The sequence below is a fragment of the Paraburkholderia sp. BL10I2N1 genome (assembly GCF_004361815.1).
Classification (GTDB): domain Bacteria; phylum Pseudomonadota; class Gammaproteobacteria; order Burkholderiales; family Burkholderiaceae; genus Paraburkholderia.
This window is the reverse complement of the sequence record NZ_SNWA01000002.1, coordinates 2,557,763-2,582,327: the sequence shown is the minus strand read 5'-3', so window position 1 is coordinate 2,582,327 and position 24,565 is coordinate 2,557,763. Positions and strand designations below refer to the sequence as shown.

The window sequence follows — 24,565 nt, the reverse complement described above, 5'->3', positions numbered from 1 at the left end:
TACGTTATCGAAGCCCCGCATGATGTCTGCGTGCCCGCCGCCGCGCGGGCACGGTTCACTCCAGCCGCCGCGCCCGGGTCGCGCCGCTGCGGCAACCCGTCGCGTCATAAAGGCAGCAGACCCAGGATCTCGCGTGCCCTGGCCGCGCTTGCCACCTCCCGCCCATACTCGCCGCACAATGATGCGACCCGCGAGACCAGTTGCGCGTTGCTCTTCGCCAGCGTGTCCTTGTCCCAGCGCACATTGTCCTCGAGCCCCGTGCGGCAGTGGCCGCCCATCTGGAGCGTCCAGTGATTCACTTCAAGCTGATGCCGCCCGATGCCTGCGGCAGTCCAGCTTGCATCCGGCAACAGGGCGTTGAGTTGCTGCACTTCGAATTCGAGAATCTCGCGCCGCGCCGGAAGCGCGTTCTTCACGCCCATGACGAACTGGACGTGCACGGGCGATTTAAGCAACCCTTGCTGCACGAGGTCCACCGTGCTGTACAGCATCGCAAGATCGAAGATTTCGATTTCCGGCTTGACGTCGAAATCGAGCATCATCTTCGCGAGCGAGCGCACGAAGTCTGGCGGATTCTCATAGACGGTAGTCGGGAAATTGACCGAGCCCGTGGCAAGCGACGCCATATCCGGGCGCAGGTCGAGCATGGCGCCGCGCTGCTCGAACGAGCGACCTCGGCCGCCGGTCGAAAACTGGATGATGATGTCGGGGCAATGCTTGCGGATGCCCTCCTGAAGCGCCGCAAAGCTCGACCGGTCGGAACTGGAGTTCTCCTGTTCGTCACGCACATGCAGGTGAACGAGCGATGCGCCGGCCTCGTACGCCTCGTGCGTGCTTTCGACCTGTTCGGAAATGGTGATCGGCACGGCCGGGTTGTCTTTCTTGCGGGGCACCGAACCGGTAATAGCGACCGAGATAATGCAGGGTTGGATCATGAGTGACACTCCTCGAACATCGTTCCATCCGGTCTGTCCGCCAGCCGACTTGCCGACTTGCCGGCGCGCCGGGCTTGAGGGCGCCCAGCGTTCGTCTACAAAGTCTAGTCAGTTCAGATGCGCCGCGCACCGGGAACGCGCAGCGCGTCGCAGCGCCGGAAATACAGGTTGCAACCGTCTGGTTGCAGACCCTTCGGATGCGGCCAGCGCGACCGCATCCCCGATTGCGTCCGTGCTAGAACGTGAACGCCATACCCACCATGCCGACGAACTGCCCGTTCGTCGACGAAGGCGTCGAGTTCTGCGAGTCGCCGACTGCCGGGGCGGCATTGATGATGTTGCCCGCGCCCTTGATGCCAAGCGTCTGGCCGCTGGCGTGCTGGTACGCCTGCAGCGCGTAGAGCGTGGTGCGCTTCGAGAGGTGGTAGGCCTCCTTCAGCGAGTACTGCTGGTAATGCGCCGCGTCGTTGATGCCGTTCGCCTTCGAGGCCAGCGTGTAGGCGAACGCGCCGGCCACATCGAAGGCCGGCGTGAAGCGGTACACCGCCAGCGCCGCATACGTGTTGAAGACCGCCGTATTGGTGAAGATCGAGCGGGCATTCGGCACGTATTTGACGTTCGAATAGTTCAGGCCCAGCATCAGGTCGCCCAGCGTGTAGTTGCCGGCCACCGACGCGTGCTCGACCGACGCCGCGGTCAGGTAGCCGTTGTTCAGCGCCGAAGCGCCGAAGCTGCCCGTCGAGGCCGGGTCGAACGCCGCCGTGGCGGTCGGCGCCAGCGGCAGGTTGGTCTGCGCGTTGTCCAGCTTCAGGTAGCCCGCGGCCACACCGAGCGGACCGTTCGAGTAGCGCAGCGCGCCGCTGATCGTCTGGCCTGCGCCGGTGCGCCCGGCAATGCCGCCGAGCGCGTACATCGCGCTGGCCTGGAGGCCGTTCCAGATCGGCGTCGAGTAGACCATCGCGTTGTTGATCCGGATCGTCGTATCAAGGCCGTCGATATCGCCCGGGTGTGCGCCGGTCGCGCCGGTCAGCCAGTTGCTCGAGGCCAGCGGCCCGACGAACTGGTAGTACGGCGTGTACTGGCGGCCCGCCGTGAACGTGCCGTAGGTGTTGTTCTGCACACCGACGTAGGCCTGGCGGTTGAAGATCTGCGTGGACGACGACAGCGCGCCGGTATTCAGGTCGAAGCCGTTCTGCAGGTCGAAGATGACCTTGGTGCCGCCGCCGATGTCCTCGGCGCCGCGCAGGCCCCACTTCGACGCGTACAGGTTGCCCTGACGCAGATACCAGTTCGCATGGCCCTTCTGGTTATTCACGTAGACCAGCGCATCGTCGACCATGCCGTACAGCGTGACGCTGCTTTGCGCGAAAGCCGACACGCCGTTGATCGCGATGCCCGCCAACATCAGACTCTTGAGCTGCTTACTCCACTTCATTTAACGCCTCCAGACCTGAATAGTTGTTTTCATTGCATTTATTGGCCGCGTTTCCGTCTGCTAGTTGATTGCAGCGACCGCGGCTCTCAAACCAAGCAGATAGCTGTCGACGCCAAAGCCGCAAATCTGCCCCTTGACGATCTCGGCAAACACGGACTGATGACGGAAAGCCTCACGCGCATGAATGTTCGACATGTGTATCTCGACGACAGGCACGGTCAGGATCGCCAGCGCGTCGCGGATACCGTAGCTGTAGTGAGTCCAGGCACCGGCATTGATGAGCACGGCATCGACGTTGTCGGTGAAGGCCTGGTGAATGCGTAGACACATGTCGCCTTCGCTGTTGGTCTGGTACGACTCCACTTCGACCCCCAGCTCCTTGCCAAGCGACTGCAACTGGCCATCGATCTCGGCCAGCGTCACGGTGCCGTACTGGGCCGGGTCACGCTTGCCGAACATGTTGTGATTGATGCCATGCAGCATCAGGATCTTTTTCACGAGTGCTCCGTTTATCGAAAGGATTGAACTCCGATGGAATCAGACCGGGGCAGCATCAACGATCGATCCGCTTCGAGCGGCCTCGACGATGGCTTCCGTGATACGCAGGTTCTGCAGGCTGTCCCGTACACGGACGATGGGCGCGGCCTCCCTCCGCACGACCCGGTCGAAGTGTTCGATGTACTGCGCCAGCGGATCGTCGCGCGCCACCTGAGCGACGCCGACGTCGAACGGTCTCCACCAGGAGCGCTCTTCCGCTCTGGCGCAGGTCTCTAAACGCATGGTCGGCACGGACAACGAGCCGAAGGTCTCCGCCACCGCAATCCGTGTCGTCCGCATGCCGTGCCCTGGAGGGCCTAGGCCGCCTTGGCGTGCGCATTGGCAAGCGTCTGCGCACGAATCCGCTTGTAGTCCTGCTTGTCGACCGGCACCGAGCCTCGTTCGCCGAGGTCGTTAAGGTGAAGGCGATACGTCTCCCGGACGCTGTAGGCCGCAATCGCCGAGACGATCGTGATGCCGAGGGCCATCGCCCCGATTGTCGTCGGAATGCCGGTCGATCCCGGCGGCGCCACGGCGGCGAAGAGCGCCGGAAGCAAGGCGGTAATGGTGGTGCCGATATTCTGCGAGATGGCCATTGCCGAGACACGGGAACGTGTCGGGAAGAGCTCCGGATAAAAGCTCGGGAAAATCGCGTTGTAGCCCTGATAGACGATGCCCCACATCAGCACGGACATCAGGATAGCCATCGGCACGTTACTGATGCTGATGGCGTAGAGATAGCCGAACGACAGCAGCCCGGACCCGAGCGCACCGCCGATGACGAGCGGCCGCCGGCCGATCTTGTCCGACAGGTTGCCCACAAACGGAATGACGACGACCGCCACGATGTTGCCGATCACCGGGATCCATAGATAGACGCTCTTGTGGAAGCCGATGCCATACGATGGCTGAACCGCGTATGCCGCGCCGAAAATGGTGGTCACGACAGGAATGACGTTCATCAGGGCCATGCAGACGACGGCAATCATTTCCTTCCAGCTGTACTGGAAGGCTTCGACGATCGGCGACTTCGGGACCGCGCCCTCTGTCTCGAACGCAGGCGTTTCCCTGACCTCACGACGAATGATGTAGCCGGCAAGGAGGACGAAGGCGCTAAGCAGGAATGGGATACGCCAGCCCCACGAGTTGAACGCGTCCTCGGGCATGTAATGTGCGAGCGGCAGGAAAACCGCGGCGGCAAGGATCTGTCCGGCCTGCACTCCCTGAAGCGTAAAGCTCGAGTAATAGCCCCGCCGCCCAAATGGTGCGTGCTCGAGGATCATCGAACTGGCGCCGGAGATCTCCCCTGCCACCGCGAAGCCCTGAATCAGACGCAGGACGACGAGCAGTACCGGCGCAAGCAGGCCGACCTGGTGGTACGTCGGCAGCAGGCCTACGGCCATCGTCGAAAAACCCATCAGGAACATGCACAGCAGCAGCACTGTCTTGCGGCCCTTGGTGTCGCCCCAGTGCCCAAGCACGAAAGCCCCGATAGGCCGCGCGACGTATCCCACGCCGTAGGTCGCCAGCGAGGCAATGATGGCGATCCTGGGGTTGCCGGAGGGAAAGAACAGTTGAGGAAAAATCAGCGACGCGGCCGTGGCGTAAATGAAGAAGTCGTAATACTCCAGCGCCGAGCCGATCCATCCGCTGGCGGTCGCCTTCTTCGTCTGATGTATGCCGTGTGGCTCGTGATCCGTCAGGGTAGCCATTTTCCGTCTCCAAGATTGACAATGAATTGCGGTGGGTGTCTCCCCACACGTCAGCGAAAAGCGATGCGGTGCAACTGCGCCTGCTTCACCGATCCTGCAGGTACGTTCGATCTGTTTCAGTAATAGTGGATATGCATGCCGCCATCGACCTGGATAGCAGTTCCAGTAGTAAATGGCAGGTCGCCCGCGGCCATCGTCGCTACCGCGCGACCCACGTCCTGCGGCGTGCCCCAGCGGTTGATCGGGGTAAAGCCGTCGGCGAGCAGGCGTTCGAAGCGTTCCTGCGCGACCTCGGTCATGGGCGTCTTGATGAGGCCAGGGCGGACTTCATAGACGGCAATGCCGTGCGCCGCGAGCCGGACTGCGTAAAGCTTCGACATCATCGCAACAGCCGCCTTCGACATCGCGTATTCGCCGCGCTCGGGCGCCGCGATAGCCGCATTCGACGAGGACACGAAGATGACCGAGCGCGCACTCTCCACACCGTCTGGCTCGTCGGCCAGCATGCGGCGGCACACGGCCTGCGTGAGAAAGAATGCGCCTCGGGTGTTCACGCTGAAGTTCAGGTCGTAGCTCTCTGGCGAGACATCCAGCAGATCGCCCCGCGACAGCACCGAGACGCCCGCGTTATTGACCAGCACATCGACACGGCCGAACGCCTCGAAAGCGTCCGCGACGAAGCGCGGATGATCGTCGAGCCTGGCGAGGTCGCCTTCGACAAAAGCCACACGCGCCGGCGCCGGAATCTGCGCGCGTAGTTCGTCGGCGCGCGCCGCATCGATCTGCCGATCCGCCACCACCACATCGAAGCCTCGTGCTGCGAGCGCCAGCGCGGTACCCCGGCCGATTCCGCCCATTCCGCCGGTCACGAGCGCAACGCGGGAAGTCGAGTCCAAAGTATTCATCATGCGCAATTAGCAGAACACACTAGATAGTTGTCCGGTGGTCGAAACACTCGGTAAGACCCAAACCTGCGCCAATGCCGCGTGACAGGAAGGCATGTGCAGAAAGTACGCGATAGCTTGATCTTGAACAACGGCTCTCAACATGGAATGAGCGCTATTCGCGCACGGCGCGCGAATTTCGCCCTGAAGGCGGGTTTATACGGAGCGAGAACATGAACGGGAAAGACCGGATTGCCGCCACAACGAAGGCGCTGGCGATCATCGAGGCCTTCGACGAGAATCACCTCCGTGCCTGACGATTTAGTTGAATACAATTCCACAATAAAATTTTATTACGAGCACTCCAATTTTTGTGCAAAACTGTCGACCTGGCTGAACTCGCCGTGCCGCAATCGCTCCGCGGCTGCAAGGAGGCACTACACCTTGTCACGCTCTCCGATCGACACAGCATCAGCCCCTGTTCCGCTTCATGCGACTCAGCAACCGCACCGCCGCAAGGAATCCGCTTGATGTCTGCCGACGCTCCCCCGCTAGCCACCGAAGACTGCGATGTCCTGGTCATCGGCTCAGGGGCGGCCGGCTTCGCCGCAGCAGTGACGGCGGCCTGGCATGGCCAGAAAGTGATCGTGGTCGAGAAAGACCCGGTGTTCGGCGGCGCCACGGCCTGGTCCGGCGGCTGGATGTGGGTGCCGTGCAACCCGCTCGCACGACGGGCGGGCATCGTCGAGGATCGTTCGCTGCCTCGCACGTACCTCGAACATGAATTGGGCGACCGTTTCAGGCCGGCCCTCGTGGATGCATTTCTGGAGGCGGCGCCGAACATGGTGTCCTTCTTCGAGAAGCACACCTCGCTGCAATTCGCCGACGGCAATGCGATCGCCGACATCCATGGCGACACGCCGGGCGCGGGCACGGGCGGCCGCTCGGTGATCGCGGCGCCGTACAACGCCTACGAGGTCGGCAAGCTGCTCAAGCGCCTGCGCAAGACCATGCGCGAAACGTCGTTCATGGGCATGCCGATCATGGCCGGCACGGACCTCACCGCCTTCCTGACAATGACCCGCTCGTGGAAATCCCTGTTCCACGTGACGAAGCGCTTTAGCAAACACCTTCTCGATCTGGCCTTGACCGGACGCGCCATGCATCTTGTGAACGGCGTGGCCCTGGTGGCGCGGCTGGCAAAGTCGGCAGAAGACCTGGGGGTGCAGTTGAGGGAATCGACACCTGCCAGAAGCCTGATCCGCGAAAATGGCCGCGTAGCAGGCGCCGTGATCGAGACCGCTACAGGCCGCCGAGCTATACGCGCACGAAAAGGCGTCGTGCTGGCCGCCGGCGGCTTTCCCAATGACATCGAGCGGCGCAAGGCCATGTTCCCGCGCACGCCGACCGGCCGCGAACATCTGGCCTTGCCGCCGCTCGCTGCCAATGGCGACGGTTTGCGTCTGGGCGAAAGCGTCGGCGGCGTCGTTGCGCAGGATCTGGCGTCGCCCGCGGCGTGGTGTCCTGTTTCAAAGGTGCCGTACAAGGACGGGACGTTCGGGCATTTCCCTCACATCATCGAGCGCGGCAAACCCGGAATCATCGGCGTGCTGGCCAATGGCCAGCGCTTCGTGAACGAAGCCGGCGGGTATTACGACTATGCCCGCGCGATGGTCGAGGCCGCCCCCGGCGAAGAAGTGGCGTCCTGGCTGATCTGCAGCCATCCCTTTCAGCGCCGCTACGGGTTGGGGATTTCGCGTCCGTCCCCGGTTCCAGTGGGACCGTTCGTCCGCTCCGGCTACCTGAAGACGGGCAACACCATCGAAGAACTGGCGATCGCCTGCGGCATCGACGCTGCCGGCCTGCGCCGGACCGTCGACGACTTCAACGGCCATGCCCGCAACGGCGAAGACCCGCAGTTCGGCCGCGGTTCGACTCCTTACAACCGCAAACAGGGTGACGCCTTGCACAAGCCCAACCCATGCGTCGCGCCGATCGAACAGGGTCCGTTCTACGCCGTGAAGGTAGAGGCAGGAAGCTTTGGGACGTTCGCGGGCCTGAAAACCAACGAGCACGCTCAAGTGCTCGACGCCTCCGGTCAGCCTGTCGATGGCCTGTATGCCGCAGGCACCGACATGGCCAGCATCATGGGTGGCTACTATCCGGCAGGCGGCATCAACCTCGGGCCTGCCGCCACGTTCGGCTATATCGCCGCGCGCCATATGGCGGGCGTCACGCAATACGAATAGCCACGCTCAACCCCATCCTCAGACGCCAAAGGTAAATGCTCATGAATCAACGCATCATGTCGCTTGCAGCGCTGACCGTGCTCGAGCTGTCGCCGCCCGAAATGATCGACGTCGCTGCCCGCGCCGGCTACAGCCACGTCGGTCTGCGCACGGAGCCCGCCACGCCTGAGGAATATCACTTCCCGCTGCTGCGCGATGCCGATCTGCGCCGCGAGACCGCTGCGCGCCTTCGCGACACCGGCATCAAGGTGCTCGACATCGAAATCCTGCGGCTCAAGCCCGATACCGTCGTCGCTGACTTCGAACCGCATCTTGCGCTCGGTGCCGAATTCGGCGCAAGCGAATTGCTGGTTGCGGGCAACGATCCCGATGAGCACAGGCTCACCGAAAACTTTGCGGTGTTGTGTGACCTGGCCGCGCGGTATCGCATTCGCCCGCATCTGGAATTCATGCCGTGGACCGATGCACGCGATCTGACGCAGGCCATGCGCATCGTCGAAGGTGCTGGCCGGGAGAACGGCTGCGTGCTCGTCGATGCCTTCCATTTCGACCGGTCGGCATCGCGTCTCGACGATCTGCGCAAGCTCCCGGCTTCGCGTATTCACTACGCCCAGTTGTGCGATGTAGCCGGCCCGCGGCCCAACGACATGGCAGAGATCCTGCGGCAGGCGCGCAACGAACGACGCTTTCCCGGTGACGGCGACTGCGACCTGGCCGGCCTTCTGCGCGCGCTGCCCGCCGACCTGCCGCTAAGCCTCGAGATTCCCACGCGACAATTGCTCGAACAGGGTGTCAGCGCGCTGGAACGCGCAAAGATTGCGCTCGACAAGACCCGCGAGCTACTGGCGCGGCTTTGATGCCGCCCGCCATGGCCCGATTCCAGGCGCAGGCGGGCGGTTAGCGGTGCTGCAAGCTCACGTCGGCAAGTTGGCGCGCCCAGCTACTGTTTGATCTGGGAGACGGCTCGCAGCGCATCGGGCGTGGCCGTGCCGAAGCCAAAAAACTCCAGGTAAGCCGGAATCATCTCGAACAACATGTCGGTACCGACCTGCACCTGACAGCCTTTGGCCAGCGCCGCCTGCAGCAACGGCGTGTATTCCGCCTTCATTACAACCTCTCCGACGAAGGTGTTCGGCGCGATACGATCGATATCGAATGGCAACGGATCGCCTTCCTTCATGCCGAGGGGCGTTGCATTCACGATCAGGTCGAAGCCAGCGGGATCTTTCGAGCCGGTAGTCACCACCAGTTGCGGGTAGTGCTTGCGCAGACGCCCCGCGAGCGCCTCGACCGAAGCCTCCGCAGTGTCGAAGAGCGCCATCTCCGCCACGCCCGCGCCGGCTAGCGATGCCGCGATCGCCGAGCCCACCCCGCCACTGCCGAGCACCAGCACGCGGGCGCCCTTCAGCGCGCGCCCCTTGCGTTCGACACCCCGTACGAAGCCCGCACCGTCGAACTGGTCGCCGAGCAGCGTGCCGTCTTCACGTTTGAGAACCGCGTTGCAAGCGCCCGCAATACTGGCAGTGGGCGTCACTTCATCGACAAGCCCGACGGTCGTGATCTTGTGGGGCATCGTGACGAGTGCGCCACGAATGTTGGTCAGGCGGAACAGCGATGGAAAAACCGTCGGGTAATCGTCGACCAGCACGCCCATCGGCATGACGACCGCATCAATGCCTTTTTTCTCGAACCAGGGGTTGTAGATGAATGGCGCCTTGAAATTCTCAGTCGGGTAACCGAGGTGGGCAATCAAAGTGGTCTTTCCGCTGATCATCGCAGTCTCCTTGAATGTTCCTGGGATCCGACATCGATTTCGACACGCTGCACATCACTGTGGCTGAAAATGTACAACAGCGCGCCGCGCACTGACCGCCATGACGACCGGCACCGCCAGTCGACGTAAAGCATGTGGCACGTCTGCCTCATGACACATCCGATGATGAACCGACTCAAGCTTGACTGCACGTTCGAAATATTCCGGACCGCGAAACCTGCAACGAAAGAGACCAGAGGCCGGTCACCCGCCAGAAGTCGCTTTTCCGCCCTTCCGCAGGCTGATTGCCGTGCGAACGATCGATCGCAAAAAAAAATGGAATAAGCGTCGGAGGTATGTGTTCACCCTCATGTAGACGCTAACGCGAACGGACATAGTCCAGCGGGGGCGCTGCCAGAACCCGAATCAGATTTTCCAGGCACGGAATAGAAGCCGCACGGGTAGTTTTCCCTTGAGAAGTTAGACGGAATCAATCCAGCACAATTTAGGAGTGCAACATGAATGGCAAATTCGCAATCTCTCTTTCGATGATCCTCCTTGCTACGGCGGGAATCGCGACTAGCGCGTCGGCGCAGGAAAAGACCCGCGCAGAAATCCGCCAGGAATTGATCCAGGCGGAAAACAACGGCTCCCGCTTCGTGACCGACACGTCATACCCCGACGTCAATCCGATCTTCGTGCAAGAGGCGGCATATCTGAAACAGCGGAACGACAGCGGTGATGGAACCGGCATGTCGGGTTCAAGCGCGGCAGGCCAACGCGTAACAACACGCGTTGCCGGCAATACGGGCAGCCCGGCCGCCGCCTGCGTCGGTCGGGCTGGTTTCTGCACGCCCTACTTCGGTAGTTAAGGCGTTCACTCATCAACGGGCAGTTGATTTCTCAACCGCTCACTACCAGTCGATCAAGGACTATCAATCATGAAGATGCTCGCTTGCCTCACTCTTGCCGTCAGCGCACTGGCAGCCCCAGTTCTCAGCTTTGCTCAGACCGCCCCAGCCCAGATCACTCGCGCCGAGGTCCGCGCGGATCTGGTGCGTGTCGAGCAGGCGGGCTACAACCCGTCGCGGAGTGATGACGCCGACTACCCGGCGGACATCCAGGCGGCCGAAGCCAGGGTGGCGGCGCAGGATCACGCACAGGTCACCAATGATGCCGTGGGCGGTATGCCTCTCAATGGGATGACGTCGTCCGGCGCGCCGAAACACGCAGCCGCACAATCGTCCTGCGTCGGCCCGGTCAGCTTCTGCGATGTGTTCTTCGGCAGTTGAGCCGCCCGACTGCGCGGGAGCTGTCCCGCCTGTCAGATCATCGACCCTTGACGGAACTGGAGAGCGGCCCGAGTTTCTCGTTGAGCCAATAGGCGTAAGCGACCTCGACGTTCTCCTGCAATGCCACCAGATTAGTGGTCTGGTTGAAGAACAACTGACCGATCTGGGCCACGAGGTTGAACTCCTGCTCGACGAACTTGGAAACGGTGTTCGCACCTTTGATGCTGGCGCGCTCCTGATTCCAGACTGTCCAGCCTCGCACCCAGTCCTGTTGTTGCTGCATCAGCCGTTGCAGGATTGCCTGCTGCATCTGGAAGAGTTCGTCCCAGGTTTGCAGATTCATGCCGAAGGCGAGCAGTTTCCCGGTGTCGATCCCGTTACCCGCGGCACGGACCGCCCAGCCGCCCAGCAGGACGGGGGCTTTCAGCGAGTCCTGCACTGCGGCGGCATGTGCCGCCGGCACAGACCGTTGTAATGCCGACGCAGCGGGTACCAGCGAGGTAGATGGGGGTGTCGGAGAGTCGTCCATGGCAGGCTCGTCTTGTTTGAGGTGGAGGCGTCAACCGCCAAGCCGGCTCAACATGCGATACAGCGCCTTGATCTGAATGGCGTCGCGCGAGTAGTAGTCGGGCTGCTCGGGGTCGAGGCTGGTATAGCCCCACCAGTCCCAACAGCCGTCCGGGTTTTGCAGACCACCGCCGTCCGCGCCCTTCGCCTGCGGATAGAGCACGATGATGTCGTTGCTGTCCGCCATCTCGTTGTAGCCCGTCGTGGTGATATAGCGGTTGCCATAAGGCGCCTGGTTGGCGACGTCGGCCTGGCCGTAGACATAGTTCACGTAGCCGTAGCCCTGCTTGCAACCGTGCAATACGATGTGCACCCGCGCCGGCTTCTTTTCTTCTTCGACCGCGCGAGGCACGTAGGCGTAACCGAAATCGCTCATGCTTGCCCGCTCGTTCCCGTCGAAGAATTCGCTCTGGTCAAAGCGTATCAATCGCCCGTTCAGGTACTTCGACGGTGCATTCAGGCCGGCGTAGATGTGTTTCAGAATTTCGTGGGACTGCATGAAGTCGCCTTGATTGATGTACGGCGGCTGGTTCACACCCAGCAGCGAATCTTCAGGGTTGTCCGTGATGATCGAATGGCCAGCAGGGACGGTGTCCACAAACTTGATGTTCCTGGGTATCACGCCCAGCCGTTCGTAGAATTGCTGCGTGCACCTGACCACGTCCGAATACACGACCGTGTCGCGACTGCCCGTGAAGAGGTACACCCGGTCGTCGGCGAGGTTTGCGATCTCGTCGATCTTGCCTGCCTGCGCCGTCTCGCGGGCCAACTGCGCAAGATGACCGGCGTTCGGCCCGGTTTGCGCGGTCAAGGGACTCATGCAGATGAATTCCGCACTTTGCACGTAGGCATCCGCGGCGAGCGGCGCTGCCCCGCGGAACGATTCGGCGCAACGAAACGGGCCGCCGGCCACGACGCCGACGCCGGAAAAACTGGAGGAATGCGCGAGATGCAATTGCACCGTCATGAAGGCTCCCGAAGAAAGCCCGGAAACCGAACTCTCGCCCTTCTTAACGTTGTACGTGCCCAGTTGTACGATGCGCGAATTGTCGGTATCGCTCGCCATCAGCCTCTCCCCGTGACAACACTCGTAGCCGCACAGCAACCCGCCAGCCTGACGGCGCGGCGTAACCGTTTCCTGAGGCGCTTTTCGATACGTCAAAGCGCTCCGGCTATATTGGTATAGGCGACGTTGCGCGCTGCAGCAAGGGTAATTTTTCGCGGATTGCGGTGGCGGCCGGGCGTCACGGAAATAGTCCGCGAGCGTCTGATATCCGGCGATACGTTTCGAAAACCGAGCGGGCGCAGATAGCTCGCGCTTTTCATGAATCGCTTTATGCTTACGCGATATTCGCTAGCGGTTTGTACGCCACTTTGCCAAGCGTGATCGCACACCCCGCAAACGCAACGGCCCATGCTCATCGCGAGCGTGGGCCGGGCATCCGTTTCGAGCGTGGCTGATCAGTGGCCGAAAGATCCGGCCTCCTGCGAGGCGCCAGTGACGGTGTGCGGCCGTGCGGCCTGCTTGATCAGCAGCGCGATGCAGGAAATCACACCCGCGCCCGCGACGATCGCGAAGATGGCGGAGAAGCTGAAGTGTTCGCGTGTCAGTTCTGCGACGAGGAACGATCCGGCGATACCGCCAAAGCGTCCCACCCCGAGCATCCACGCCACGCCGGTGCCCCGCCCTTGCGTCGGATAAAACGCGGCGGCCAGCGCAGGCATCGACGACTGTGCCGTGTTCATGAGCACGCCCGCGACGAATACGATGAATACCAGCGCGCCGACGTTTCCGACAGCTTGACCGATGAAGTAGACGCTCACCGCGGTCAACGCATAGCACGCCGCAATGATGCGGTTCGCGTTGAAGCGGTCCATCAGCACGCCGCACAGCACAGCACCGACGCCGCCGAGCGGGAACAGCGCGGAAATCAGGGTGGCGCGCTGCGGAGTGAGGCCGGCGTCCTTGAGCAGCACCGGCATCCAGTTGATCGACGCATAGAAGATCACGAGGCCCATGAAGTACGCGACCCACAGCATCACGGAACCGACGATATACGTGCGCGACAGCACGACGCCGAGGCCCTTGCTGCCCGTTTGCGGAGCAGTCTCGGTCATCACGAAGGAGCCGGCTTGCACGGCGTCGTCTGAAATTCGCGCGAGCGCCGCGCGGATCCGTTCGACCGGGTGACTGCTCGCCACCATGTAGCGTACGGATTCCGGCATCTTCGCGAGCAGCAGGACCAGCAGCAGCAAAGGCGTGACACCACCAAGGACCAGCACGCTGCGCCAGCCGAAATGCGGGATCAGCCACGCGGCGAGAAAACCGCCAAACGCCGCGCCCAGCGGAAAGCCGCAGAACATCAGATTGATCAGCGTCGCACGGCGCCGGTCAGGGCAATATTCGCCCATCATCGTCACCGCGTTCGGCATCGCCGCGCCGAGGCCCACGCCGGTGATGAAGCGCAGTGTCGTCAATTGCTCGATGCTGCTGGAGAACGCCGAGCCGAGACACGCCACGCCGAATAGTAAAACCGACCCAAGCAGCAACGAGCGCCGCCCGATGCGGTCAGACAGCGGCCCCGAGACGAGCGCACCGCACGCGAGACCAAACAGGGCCGCGCTGAGCACCGGTGCAAGCGCCGGCTTGCTGATGCCCCATTCGGTAATCAGCGACGGCGCAATGAAGCCGATCGCCGCGGTGTCGAAACCATCCAGCAGGACGATGACGAAGCACATGAAAAAAATGAGCCATTGAAATCCGGAAAACGGATGCTCATTGATGAAGGTCTGTACGTTGACGGCATTGCTACGGCTCATGGCTTGTCTCCTTTGCGGGCGGCAGGCACGAGGGCCACCGTCCTTTTTACGATCGGGCCGCTTTAGCCGTATCGACCGGACTGCTGGCCTGGCGACCCGGTCGTCAAATCCTTGGCCTTCGTCTTTGTTCGCATATCGAACCCGCATTCTTGATGCGAACGGCCCGAACTGTAATGAATCCGCCAGCATAGGGTCAACGCGGGATAACCCCCATTCAATTTTTAATGCGACAGGCACCCGTTTTTAGTTGGACGAACGAGCGGGTGTCAGGAAGCACAGCGCAAACCGGACGAGCCTTGGCATGGTCGCGGAACGCCAGCCGGGCACCTGCCTGAATCACGGTCTGCAGCTCACCACAAGCTTCCTCGTCACGAAGCTGCCCGAGTCGGTATAGGTTTTCTTCTCCTGACGGTCGAGCACGTCGTATCCGCTAGAGCAGGCGTTCGCGGCCGCCTTGTCGCAGTCGTGCCATGTCCGCAGAAGGCCGCCGCAGGAGATGATCGCACCATTGCGGCCGCTCGCTGTCCGCGTGTGGTCGACCATCGCCCCGCAGCCGGCCAGGGAAACCACAAGGAGAATTGCGATGCTTCGCATGACGTCCCCTTCGGTATGGGTTAGCTGCCAGATTAGATCACAACGCAACTGGACTCCGCCCGGTACCCAACAATAGAGGCTCGGCCTACCCAGGCACGGTCGATCGCCGGCTGATCCGTGCTCGTGCCCGGGGGTAACGCGATCCATCGCGCAACTGGCGTGCATGGGGAAGCACCCGCCCTGCTGCCGTGAACGTATCCGCGAAAACTGCGCGATAAAGCGATGCTTACCCGTTCTGCGCCCGTAACACTTGCGCTACTGCTGCCACTGTACGTGCCACGTCCTGAGAACTGGTCTGCCAGTTGCACACTGACACGCGCATGCAACGCTTCCCCCGCCAGGTCGTGTTGCTGAAGAGCGCTTCGCCGCTTGCCAGCACCGCACTTGTGACAGCATCGGTCCATGCATCGTGCTCGGCCTCGGTGGCGTGTGGCCGTTGATCCAGAAAACGGACCAATCCCTGATTGATTGTCGGCTCCCACACCAACTCGGCGCCGGGAAGAGCGGCGATGCCAGTCGCGAGGCTATACGCTGCGTCGCAACAGCGCTCGATCAGAGCGGCGACGCCCTGGCGGCCGAGTTGACGTAGCGCGGCATAAGCCGCGACACCGCGCCCGCGCCGGGACCAATCCGGGTTCCAGTCCTTTTGCTCGCGCACCTGATCGTTGTGCGAGATGTAGCTTGCCTCGTAGGACATCGCATTGCGGTGAGCCTGCGGATGCGCGACGAAAGCAAAACCGCTGCCATACGGCACGTTCAGCCATTTGTGCCCGTCGGTTGCCCATGAGTCGGCCTGCTCGACGCCGGCCAGTAAATGTTTATAACGCGCGCTGACGTTCGCCCACAGACCGAAAGCGCCATCGACATGGACCCAGGCATCGTAGCGATGTGCGAGAGGAATCAGTTCGGCGAAACAATCATAGGCGCCGATGTTCAGATCGCCCGCCTGAAGCAGGACGATAGTGGGTGTGTCGGGCGCTTCCTGCAGCGCCTGTTCGAGCGTTGCAGCATCCAGTTGACCGGCCTGATTGGTCCGCAGCCCTGTCACCGCTCCTGTTCCCATCCCCAGCAAGCGCATGGCGCGAAGGATGCTGCCGTGGAACTGATCGCCGCTCAGGATACGGATTCTTGGTGCGCCGCAAAGCCCGTCGCGCTCGACCTGCCAGCCGCGGCCAGCAAGCAATGCGTGACGCGCTGCCGCCAGCGCGGTGACATGCGCCATCTGACAACCGCTGGTCAAAGCGAAACTGGCGTGGCGTGGCAAGCCGAGCAAATCCTTTAGCCAGTCTCCGCATACTTCTTCAATCACGGCTTCTGCCGGTCCGCATGAATACGATGCGGCATTTTGATCCCACGCGCTGGTCAGCCAGTCCGCCGCCAACGCGGCGGGCAAGGATCCACCGATCACCCAGCCGAAGAACCGGCCGCCAGCGCTACCGATGATGCCCCCGGCCGTGTCGGCGACAAGTTCGTCAATCACCCGCTCGGCGGGCATGCTCTCGCTGTTGAGTGGTTTCGCCAGGCGTTCGCGCAACGAATGCAGACTTGCGCTGGCGGCGACTGGACTATGTTCCAGATTTTCCAGATGCGCGAGGGAGTGGCTTAGCGCATGTTCAAGTACGAGGCGAAAAGAGGATGTGTCGTTCATGCCTGGTTCCCTGATAGATGTGGCCAGACAATAACCTGCGCCGCCGGCGCCGCAGCAATCACCTGGCATTCGGGGCAAGTGTAGCGACTATACGCAGCGTTGACTGGCGTTTGCAGCATGGATCCTGGTCTGCGCTGCGCCAACCTTATCCACATTACAACGGTGTCGAGGCTGCCGCCCTTGGCATTCCCGCGGTGGGAATGTCGAAACTCTACCCGACAGCGTGGCAAACATGAAGTTGCGCTGGCGATCGCGTTTCAGTCTCGGAGAGAATCGTCGGGATCAACATGTCGCAGACAAAAGCAGCAGACGACCCATCGACGGGGCTATGATTCGATCAGCCAATTCTCTTCAGTGTGTAAGAGAGCCCCGTTTTCCAGCCCGCTATCACCTTGATCATTTCATTCTGCGGGCTGCTGATGTGATGTGATGTATGCGAGAGATGCCATGAACCACACCGAATTGAAGAACCGTATCGCCGGATGGCTCGACCAGCATCGCGACGAACAGCAGGCGCTGCTTGCGGCACTCGTCCGTTGCCCATCGGACAACCCGCCGGGAGACTGCGCGCCCCACGGCGAACTCGTCGCCAGAGAAATGGAAAAGCTGGGCTTCACGGCGGAGCGTCATCGTGTTCCTGACGAGGTCCTCGCGCGTCACGGCCTGCGCAGCGTGATCAACGTCGTCGTGCGCGAGCGGTTCGGTAGAGGCCCGACCGTCGCCCTTAACGCGCACGGCGACGTGGTCCCTGCCGGCGGCGGTTGGAGCACCGACCCTTACGGCGCGGAAATACGCGACGGCTGGATGTATGGGCGCGGCTCGGCGGTATCCAAGTCCGACTTCGCAACCTATGCGTATGCGCTACGCGCGCTCAAGGATTGCGGTGCACCGCTTGCCGGCACGGTAGAACTGCACTTCACCCACGATGAAGAAACGGGTGGATTGGCAGGACCCGGCTGGCTGCTCTCAGAGGGCATCACGCGCCCCGATTTCGCCGTCTGCGCTTCGTTTTCGTATCACGTGACAATCGCGCACAACGGTTGCCTTCATCTCGAAGTCAAGGTCAGCGGAAAGTCCGCGCACGCAGCGCGACCCGACACGGGACACGACGCGCTTGAGGCCGCAACACGTATCCTCGCCGACCTGTACGCGCATCGCGCGACGCTCAGCGAGCGTCATTCGAAGGTCGCCGGCATCGACACGCCGACGCTCGTGGTCGGCCTCATCGAAGGCGGCATCAATACGAACGTGGTGCCCGACGAAGTCACGTTCCGACTCGACCGGCGGATCATTCCCGAAGAACAACCCGAAGCGGTCGAAGCCGAACTGCGCGCGCTCATCGAAGCGAGCGCCGCGAAGCTGCCCGGCACTCGTGTAGGTATCACGCAGATCCTGCTCGCCCGGCCATTCATGCCAATCGAGGGAGCCGAACGGCTCGCCGATATCTTCTGCCGCGAGGCCAGCCTCGTAATGGGCGAGGAGGTGCCGACCAACGGTGTCCCGCTGTACGCCGACGCCCGGCTCTACGTCGAAGCCGGTGTCCCGACCATCATGTACGGCGCGGGACCGCGCACGCTGCTGGAGGCGAATGGCCATCGCGCGGACGAACGGGTACCCGTGGCGACGCTTTCGCTCGCGAGCAAAGTGGTGGCTAACGCGATCGTGGAACTGCTCGGCACATCCGCCGGGCCAGGAGAGGGTCAATGACGCAACGGCATACGCACTCACGGTTCTCCAGCGAACTCGAATCGTTTAAGCGCGCCTCACAGTAGCCGAAAGCGCTCCTGTCGAGCTCGGTTGCGATTGCTATTCAAGCATCAAAGATTGGCGACGATTTAACCGGCATTACGGGGTGGCTGTAAATGGCCGATTTTGCCCCGCATGCGTCTTGCATAACGACCGTCATCCCGGCCACCCGCCGGAAGCGGCTCGCGACTTTTGTCCGGCCATCACGGCTGTTCAGCCTTCCCCGTCGCGACGATCATTCCGTCGCGAAGTCCAATACTGCCATCCAGACAGAAAGGGTTAATGTCCACAATCCACAGGGCATTGAGCGCTTATCCGTCCAGTGCCTTGCAAAAAAATAACACCAGCCACGAAATCTAAAGAATCGCAGTTGTGGGCCGTAAAAGAGAATACGTGTTCTCGTCGTTCGACGTATCTGATGCATCTGATCCATCGAGCGGCGGCTACCGGGGCCAGTTTCTGTTCGAGATAATCCGAAAAAGTAGAAACAAGAGATATTCATGTTCAATACAAAACGCACAATCGCGCTTGCCGGTGCAATCGGTCTTGAGCTATCGCTCTCTGCCTGCATGACGCCTCATTCGTATGTGGACCACTCGCTCGGCGAACCGCACTACGCAGATCTGAAAAAGTCCGCGAGCCCACAGCCCATCCAGTTGCTGGTCGAGTTCCAGAGCAAGGGCGTAACCAATGCACGGGCTACTGACGCCGTTAAACCCCGCGTGTACGAGCAGGTATCGCAATCCGGCCTTTTTAGCCAGGTGTCGTACGACCCTGTACCGTCCGGCCGCAAGCTGTCCATTTCCATCAACAACATCCCGTTGACGGACAACCTTGAAGCCAAGGGCTTCGGCGTCGGACTGACGTTCGGCCTCGTAGGCACGATGGTCACCGATGGGTACGTCTGCACCGTCAACTACGTCGAGCCTGGCCACGATGCGGTGACCAAGGTAGTCAAGCACGCTATCTACACGACGATCGGCAATGCATCTGGCCCGGCGGGACTTCAACCGATGCCCATTCAGCAAGCCTCCGACACAATGATCAGACAGATCGTGGCCAGGAGTCTGGAAGAAATCGATCAGTCGTCGGACCTGGCCCAGTGATTCGCTACCTCGAAGCCCGTCGGCGCCTGGCCAGGTCGCTTGCCGGACCGGCGATTCTGGCTGGCGCCCTGATCTTGAGCGGGTGCGTCACGCAGCAAGTGCTGCCCTATCAGGTGAGCGTGTCAAACCAGATGACGCTAGCGCGTCTCCCGCATGCAGCACGCTACCGGGTAACGACTGGCGCAGAGCCCGCCGACGTTCAGACCTCGGTGCGCGCCGTTCGCTTCTCCGCGCCGGGAAGCGGTTCGTGGTCCTCATACCTGAACGAAGCGATCCGCACCGAACTGTCGACCTCGGGAAATTACGACGCTGGCGCAACTGCAACGCTGGAAGCGACGCTCCTTGAAGTCCGGGTAACAGACGGCAAGGCAGAACTGACGGCACACTTTGTCGTCAGACGCGACCAGACCGTCCGTTACGACAAGATGCTGCGCGTGAGCACCCATTGGGATTCGGAGTTCCTTGGCGTACTCGCCGCCTCGAACGGACTTAATCAAACCACAGCCATCTTCCAGGATCTGCTTCGCAAGCTGTTCGAAGATCCGGATTTCGTCGCAGCCACCTAGGCCGGAACTGGCCTGACTCACCGGGTTGGGCGACTGGGCGATAGGTGATCGCTGATGCATGTCAATTCCCGGCTTATCGGTGATTGACTCATACGGGATCGGTTCAGAAACATTGGATCGATCCTCTTCTTCGAATCGCGACGGTCCGTGCATAAGCAGGATCAGGCATTCGGAATGCCGCTCTCTACGTCGTAATTGCGACCGTGGCGATTGCATCAACCGATGGCAATCGACCCCGCCAGCAAACCGGCCGCTTCGACGCATCTTTCAGCCGCATCGTCGACAGAAAAACCGCCGACAATACTTTGCATTCCCGATTTATTGCCGAATGCGCTAAAGCACCATCAAAGACCAGGTGCTTCACCTCCGTGCGGATTCAGCAAAAAGCCCCCGAATTCTTTCGCTTTGAAAGCACTGCAAGTTCACAGGCAATGCTTGATTCGCGTCCGCGTATACCCCATTGCAACTATTTTTTTCCCATGAAACACTTCCATCCATCTGCTGTGTCGGACAGCATTCCGATATATCAGACATACGAGCATAAGCGCGCGATTAGTTCGATCTCACCGATCGGAGCATGCCGGGAAGGCCATGTTGATCGCCGTTTCCTCCACCCACGGAGTTCTCACACCAGATCGGGATCGAAAAATGAGATTTGTCAGGGAAAGCGCAAAATTCACTTGCCTGTTCGCGGTAGCCGGCCTGCTGATGCTCGCCGGCTGCACGAAGGTCGCCCCGCCGGAACAAGGCGCCGCGGTTGATTCGACGCTGAAGCAGGTCCTGCAACGGGGCACGCTGCGCGTAGGCGACTGTTTGACCTTTGCGCCGTTCGGCTTCTACAACAAGGACGGCCAACCTGACGGCTACGACGTCGATCTGGCGAAAGAGCTGGCGAAGCAGATGGGCGTCAAGCTCGAAGTCGTGAATACGACGAGCGCCAACCGCATTCCGAACCTGCAAACCAGCAAGGTTGACGTCGTGTTCTGCAACTTCACCCGCAACCTGGAGCGGGCGAAGGAAATCGCGTTCACGAATCCCTATGTGGTCGCAAGTGAGGCGCTTCTGGTCAAGAAGAGCAGCGGCATCAAGTCCATCGACGACATGTCGAATCGCACGATTGCGACGGTCAAGGGCTCGACGAACGGCGACGAGGTGCGCTCGCTGAACATGAAGGTCAAGATCCAGGAATTCGACAGCTCTCAGGCAGCGATCCTCGCCGTCAAGCAGGGACAGGCCGATGCGATGATCGAGGACAACAACTTTCTCGCCTATCAGGCATCGCTCGATCAGGATCTGACCGTCACCAACGAAGCGCTGGTTCCGCTCGAATACAACGCATTCGGCGTGAAGGCAGGCGATGCGGTCTGGCTCAACTACCTGAACCTGTTCCTGTTCCAGGTCAACGCATCGAAGCAGAACGCGCAGCTCTACAAGAAGTGGTTCGGTGCCGAGCCGCGCTTCCCGCTGAACCCGCAGTACTGAAATCCCGCCAGCGCTGCGCTGCTCGACCGACGGAGGAACCATGAGCTATGAATGGGTGACCCTTGCGGGTTATTGGAACGATTTCGTTCGCGCGTCGTGGCTGACGCTCCAGGTCACGCTGCTGGCCTTCGTCCTCGCGATGCTGCTCGGTTTGCTCACCGCGCTCGCAAGCTCATCGCGCGTCGGGCTGCTACAGGCGATCGCCAGGATGTATATCGAAGCGATCCGCAATACGCCGGTACTGCTGCAGATCTTCATCGTGTTCTTCGGATTGCCATCGCTCGGCATCACGCTCAATGCCTATACGGCCGGCGTCATTGCGTTAGGCGTGAACGTCGGCGCATACCTGGCCGAAGTGTTTCGCGCGGGTATCCAGTCTGTGCCGCGCGGTCAGCTCGAGGCGGCGTCGATCCTTGGTCTGGAACGTTCGCAGATCTTCATCGAGGTGGTTCTGCCGCAGGCTGCGCGCGCCGTCTATCCGGCGATCGTCAACAACCTGATCCAGCTGCTGCTCGGCACGTCGCTCCTGTCGGCGATCGCGCTGCCGGAGCTGAGCGGAACGGCGACGGTGATCAATGCGCGCACGCTGCTCTATATCCAGACGTTCTCGATCACGCTAATTGCCTACCTGTTCCTGAGCAACCTGCTGTCGTGGCTGGCGGGCCAGATCAGCGTGCGTGTCTTTCATCCGCCGCTCGTCATGAAGAAACGCACGCGCCGGCCATTCCTCGTAGCACGACAGGCCGATCGCACCTGAGCGCTCAAACCGGAGACCGAACATGTCGAGCGAACTGTTAATGACCAGCCTGGCGATCCTGTTTCAGGGACTGCTGGCGACCCTGCTCCTCTCTGCGGCATCTATTGTTGGTGGAACGCTGATCGGACTGCTGGCAGCCGTATTGCGCTCGTTCGGGCCATGGGGCACGCCGCGCATCGCCAGGCTCTATACCGAACTGTTTCGCGGCACGCCTGTGCTGATCACGCTGATGTTCATCTATTTCGGCGTGTCGTACTTCGGCTACGCGATCGATGTATTCGCGGCGGGTGCCGTAGGCTTGAGCGTATATCAGGGCGCCTACATCGCCGAGGTGTTCCGCTCAGGCATCGAAGCCGTTCCGAAAGGCCAGTGGGAGGTGTCGCAGATCCTCGGGCTCAGCAAGACTCAGGCTTTCTTTTCGGTGATCCTGCCGCAGACCGGAAAGATCGTGATGCCGCCGCTCGTCGGCCAGTATTTATCGCTTATCAAGGACACGTCGATCGTGAGCATGATCGGCATGTCGGAATTGATGCATGGTGGCCAGGCCATCGTCGACCGGGTTGGCAAACCGGTGGAAATCTATGGACTCGTCGCCGTGCTTTATTTCATCGTGTGCTTTCCACTGTCGCAGTGGGTGCGCCACCATGATCGAAGAAGGAGCCTGTTGTCATGACCACTGTCACTACGTCGAAGCCCATCATCAACCTCACCGGCGTGAGCAAGTCGTTCGGCGCTACGCAGGTCCTGAAGGAGATCAACCTCGATGTGCGGCCGGGCGAAGTACTCGTGCTGATCGGCGCGTCGGGCTCTGGCAAGAGCACGGTGCTGCGCATCATGAGCGGTCTGGAAACAGCCGACACGGGCGAAGTCTGGGTCAACGAAGTGCCGCTGCACGATGCGCGCCGGGCGAAGGAAATCCGCGGTCATGTCGGCATGGTGTTTCAGCAGTTCAACCTGTTTCCGCACAAGAGCGCGCTTGGCAATGTGACGCTCGCGCTGATCAAGGCACGCAAGATGAGCGCAGCGGACGCGCGCAAGCGTGCGATGGACGCGCTCGACCGGGTGGGCCTCGCCGATCGCGCCGAGCACTATCCCAGCCAGCTCTCCGGCGGGCAACAGCAACGTGTCGCGATCGCAAGAGCGCTGGCAGTCGAGCCAGGCATCATGTTCTTCGACGAGGCCACCTCCGCCCTCGATCCGGAACTCGTCGGCGAAGTGACCGAAGTCATGCGTGGACTGGCGCGCGACGGGATGACCATGGTCGTGGTCACGCATGAAATGGGCTTCGCGCGCAAGACCGCCGACCGCGTCGTGTTCATGGACAAGGGTGTGATCGCGGAACAGGGCGCTCCCGAGCAGATCTTCGTGAACCCGCAGAACGAACGTACCCGCCAGTTCCTGCATCGTGTGCTCGATCATTGAGCGTGCCGCCGAAGAGGCGGCAGTCGTCTTCAGGCCGCAGGCTGACGGCGCGCCGCCCTTCACGCGCTAAACTCGCGTCACACAAACGACAAACTGCGAACCCTTTCGCCGACGGAGTTGAAGGAATGTCCGCACCAGAATCATCGAGGGCCAGGGGAGTTGACCGCGTCATTGGCATTCTCAAGCAGTTGCATATCGCGCGGCGTCCGATGACGATGCGCGAACTGATCGAAGCGACCGGCGCGCCGCGCTCGAGCATCTACGAACTGGTTACCATGCTCACGGAAGCCGGATGGCTCGAGACGACGGCCGACGGCAGCGTGTTTTTCGGCCGCGAGATGCATTACTACGGCTCCGACTATGCCGTACATAACGATCTGATCAGTCGCGCTCATCAGGCGATCCTCGCGCTCGTCCGGACCCATGATGAGACTGCGCAGTTGTGCATGCTCGAGGGCAACAAGTACACCGTGGTCCTGTCGGAGAACAGCTCGCGACCGTTCAACATCAGTTCCGACATCGGCGTGAAGGTGCCGATTCCATGGACTGCATCGGGCCGCCTGCTGCTCGCCCATCTGCGTGCGGAGGAGATTCGCAGCTTGATCCCGGACGAAGACTTTATCCTCGACAACGGCAGGCGCGTTGAATTTCAGGACTTTCTGCGCGACGTCGAACACGCCGCTGAACTGGGGTACTGTTGCACCGAAGGGCTTTCGCATACCTTTCGCCTGTGCATGGCAGCACCTATACACGACCGGACGGGGCTTCCTGTCGCCGCGCTTTGCTTCATGACGAGCCGCGACACGGATCCGAAAAAGCGCGAGGTGATGCTGGAGGATCTCATCAGGTCTGCGAAATCGTTATCGCAGCCTTATGCCCGGTTGTAGACGCACTGCGGGTCGCGTCTATCGCGCTGAAAGACGCTCCCCGCAAGACTGTTTCGAGCAGCCCGCACGCAAAGCATTCTCCAGGCAGCCATTCTGCCCGTTGTGAGTTCGCCTGCATCGCCGTGCCTCTCGGCTCAAACACTTCGCACTAACCAACCGGAGAATATCCGACT

General features: G+C 61.3%; 24 protein-coding genes. 12 read left to right on the top strand and 12 right to left on the bottom strand.

The features are described 5' to 3' along the window. Positions 1-104: 104 nt before the first annotated feature. The 6 genes from B0G77_RS33930 to B0G77_RS33905 all read right to left on the bottom strand — a co-directional run bounded on the left by B0G77_RS33930 (position 105) and on the right by B0G77_RS33905 (position 5,527). Positions 105-935: a 3-keto-5-aminohexanoate cleavage protein gene (locus tag B0G77_RS33930; RefSeq protein WP_133666172.1), complete on the bottom strand. Its 831-nt coding sequence runs from the start codon at positions 933-935 to the stop codon at positions 105-107. A gap of 235 nt (positions 936-1,170) precedes the next feature. After that, positions 1,171-2,370, bottom strand: a complete 1,200-nt coding sequence (locus B0G77_RS33925) for a porin (protein ID WP_133666171.1) — start codon at positions 2,368-2,370, stop codon at positions 1,171-1,173. A gap of 60 nt (positions 2,371-2,430) precedes the next feature. Further along, positions 2,431-2,868, bottom strand: a complete 438-nt coding sequence (aroQ, locus tag B0G77_RS33920) for a type II 3-dehydroquinate dehydratase (protein ID WP_133666170.1) — start codon at positions 2,866-2,868, stop codon at positions 2,431-2,433. Between the two features lie 39 nt (positions 2,869-2,907). Further along, on the bottom strand, positions 2,908-3,207 hold the full coding sequence (locus B0G77_RS33915; RefSeq protein ID WP_133666169.1) for a hypothetical protein: 300 nt from the start codon (positions 3,205-3,207) through the stop codon (positions 2,908-2,910). Positions 3,208-3,224: 17 nt separating this feature from the next. Next, entirely contained in the window at positions 3,225-4,619 is a 1,395-nt protein-coding gene (locus B0G77_RS33910; RefSeq protein WP_133666168.1) for an MFS transporter, read from the bottom strand. Positions 4,620-4,735: 116 nt separating this feature from the next. Next, positions 4,736-5,527: a 3-ketoacyl-ACP reductase gene (locus B0G77_RS33905; protein ID WP_243751330.1), complete on the bottom strand. Its 792-nt coding sequence runs from the start codon at positions 5,525-5,527 to the stop codon at positions 4,736-4,738. 506 nt (positions 5,528-6,033) lie between these two features. On the opposite strand from B0G77_RS33905, the gene B0G77_RS33900 reads away from it, so the two are divergent. Both B0G77_RS33900 and B0G77_RS33895 read left to right on the top strand, forming a co-directional pair. Further along, on the top strand, positions 6,034-7,752 hold the full coding sequence (locus tag B0G77_RS33900) for an FAD-dependent oxidoreductase (protein WP_133666167.1): 1,719 nt from the start codon (positions 6,034-6,036) through the stop codon (positions 7,750-7,752). Positions 7,753-7,793: 41 nt separating this feature from the next. After that, on the top strand, positions 7,794-8,609 hold the full coding sequence (locus B0G77_RS33895) for a sugar phosphate isomerase/epimerase (protein ID WP_133666166.1): 816 nt from the start codon (positions 7,794-7,796) through the stop codon (positions 8,607-8,609). 83 nt (positions 8,610-8,692) lie between these two features. On the opposite strand, the gene B0G77_RS33890 is transcribed toward B0G77_RS33895, so the two are convergent. Continuing rightward, the gene (locus B0G77_RS33890; protein ID WP_133666165.1) at positions 8,693-9,526 is read right to left on the bottom strand and encodes a ThiF family adenylyltransferase; all 834 of its coding nucleotides are present in this window, start codon (positions 9,524-9,526) and stop codon (positions 8,693-8,695) included. A gap of 497 nt (positions 9,527-10,023) precedes the next feature. Here B0G77_RS33890 and B0G77_RS33885 point away from each other — a divergent pair, with 497 nt between their 5' ends. Beyond that, positions 10,024-10,377 carry a DUF4148 domain-containing protein gene (locus B0G77_RS33885; RefSeq protein WP_133666164.1) on the top strand — a complete coding sequence of 118 codons (354 nt, stop codon included), beginning with the start codon at positions 10,024-10,026 and terminating at the stop codon, positions 10,375-10,377. Between the two features lie 69 nt (positions 10,378-10,446). Further along, positions 10,447-10,797 carry a DUF4148 domain-containing protein gene (locus B0G77_RS33880; protein ID WP_208116534.1) on the top strand — a complete coding sequence of 117 codons (351 nt, stop codon included), beginning with the start codon at positions 10,447-10,449 and terminating at the stop codon, positions 10,795-10,797. 37 nt (positions 10,798-10,834) lie between these two features. On the opposite strand, the gene B0G77_RS33875 is transcribed toward B0G77_RS33880, so the two are convergent. The 5 genes from B0G77_RS33875 to B0G77_RS33855 all read right to left on the bottom strand — a co-directional run bounded on the left by B0G77_RS33875 (position 10,835) and on the right by B0G77_RS33855 (position 16,426). After that, positions 10,835-11,326: a hypothetical protein gene (locus tag B0G77_RS33875; protein WP_133666162.1), complete on the bottom strand. Its 492-nt coding sequence runs from the start codon at positions 11,324-11,326 to the stop codon at positions 10,835-10,837. Positions 11,327-11,356: 30 nt separating this feature from the next. After that, entirely contained in the window at positions 11,357-12,430 is a 1,074-nt protein-coding gene (locus B0G77_RS33870) for a poly(3-hydroxybutyrate) depolymerase (RefSeq protein WP_133666161.1), read from the bottom strand. 395 nt (positions 12,431-12,825) lie between these two features. Next, complete coding sequence (locus B0G77_RS33865) at positions 12,826-14,184, bottom strand: MFS transporter (protein WP_133666160.1); 1,359 nt, start codon at positions 14,182-14,184, stop codon at positions 12,826-12,828. 336 nt (positions 14,185-14,520) lie between these two features. Beyond that, positions 14,521-14,778 carry a hypothetical protein gene (locus tag B0G77_RS33860; RefSeq protein ID WP_133666159.1) on the bottom strand — a complete coding sequence of 86 codons (258 nt, stop codon included), beginning with the start codon at positions 14,776-14,778 and terminating at the stop codon, positions 14,521-14,523. A gap of 226 nt (positions 14,779-15,004) precedes the next feature. Further along, positions 15,005-16,426: an aminotransferase class V-fold PLP-dependent enzyme gene (locus tag B0G77_RS33855; RefSeq protein WP_133666158.1), complete on the bottom strand. Its 1,422-nt coding sequence runs from the start codon at positions 16,424-16,426 to the stop codon at positions 15,005-15,007. A 447-nt stretch (positions 16,427-16,873) separates the two neighbouring features. Here B0G77_RS33855 and B0G77_RS33850 point away from each other — a divergent pair, with 447 nt between their 5' ends. The 8 genes from B0G77_RS33850 (at position 16,874) to B0G77_RS33815 (ending at position 24,392) form a co-directional block, all read left to right on the top strand. Next, on the top strand, positions 16,874-18,133 hold the full coding sequence (locus tag B0G77_RS33850; RefSeq protein WP_243751329.1) for a M20/M25/M40 family metallo-hydrolase: 1,260 nt from the start codon (positions 16,874-16,876) through the stop codon (positions 18,131-18,133). 539 nt (positions 18,134-18,672) lie between these two features. Continuing rightward, positions 18,673-19,278, top strand: a complete 606-nt coding sequence (locus B0G77_RS33845; RefSeq protein ID WP_133666156.1) for a hypothetical protein — start codon at positions 18,673-18,675, stop codon at positions 19,276-19,278. Further along, on the top strand, positions 19,275-19,844 hold the full coding sequence (locus B0G77_RS33840) for a hypothetical protein (protein ID WP_133666155.1): 570 nt from the start codon (positions 19,275-19,277) through the stop codon (positions 19,842-19,844). The genes B0G77_RS33845 and B0G77_RS33840 overlap by 4 nt, the downstream gene beginning before the upstream one ends. Positions 19,845-20,492: 648 nt before the next feature. Next, entirely contained in the window at positions 20,493-21,326 is an 834-nt protein-coding gene (locus B0G77_RS33835) for a transporter substrate-binding domain-containing protein (RefSeq protein WP_133666154.1), read from the top strand. A gap of 40 nt (positions 21,327-21,366) precedes the next feature. Beyond that, a complete protein-coding gene (locus B0G77_RS33830; RefSeq protein ID WP_133666153.1) occupies positions 21,367-22,083 on the top strand; it encodes an amino acid ABC transporter permease in 717 nt (238 codons plus the stop codon). 22 nt (positions 22,084-22,105) lie between these two features. Then, positions 22,106-22,756 (top strand): amino acid ABC transporter permease, encoded by a 651-nt coding sequence (locus B0G77_RS33825; RefSeq protein ID WP_133666152.1) that lies wholly within the window; start codon positions 22,106-22,108, stop codon positions 22,754-22,756. After that, positions 22,753-23,505, top strand: coding sequence for an amino acid ABC transporter ATP-binding protein (locus B0G77_RS33820; RefSeq protein ID WP_133666151.1), 753 nt, complete (start codon positions 22,753-22,755; stop codon positions 23,503-23,505). Before B0G77_RS33825 ends, B0G77_RS33820 begins: the two co-directional genes overlap by 4 nt. A gap of 125 nt (positions 23,506-23,630) precedes the next feature. Further along, positions 23,631-24,392, top strand: a complete 762-nt coding sequence (locus B0G77_RS33815) for an IclR family transcriptional regulator (RefSeq protein WP_133666150.1) — start codon at positions 23,631-23,633, stop codon at positions 24,390-24,392. Positions 24,393-24,565 lie beyond the last annotated feature (173 nt).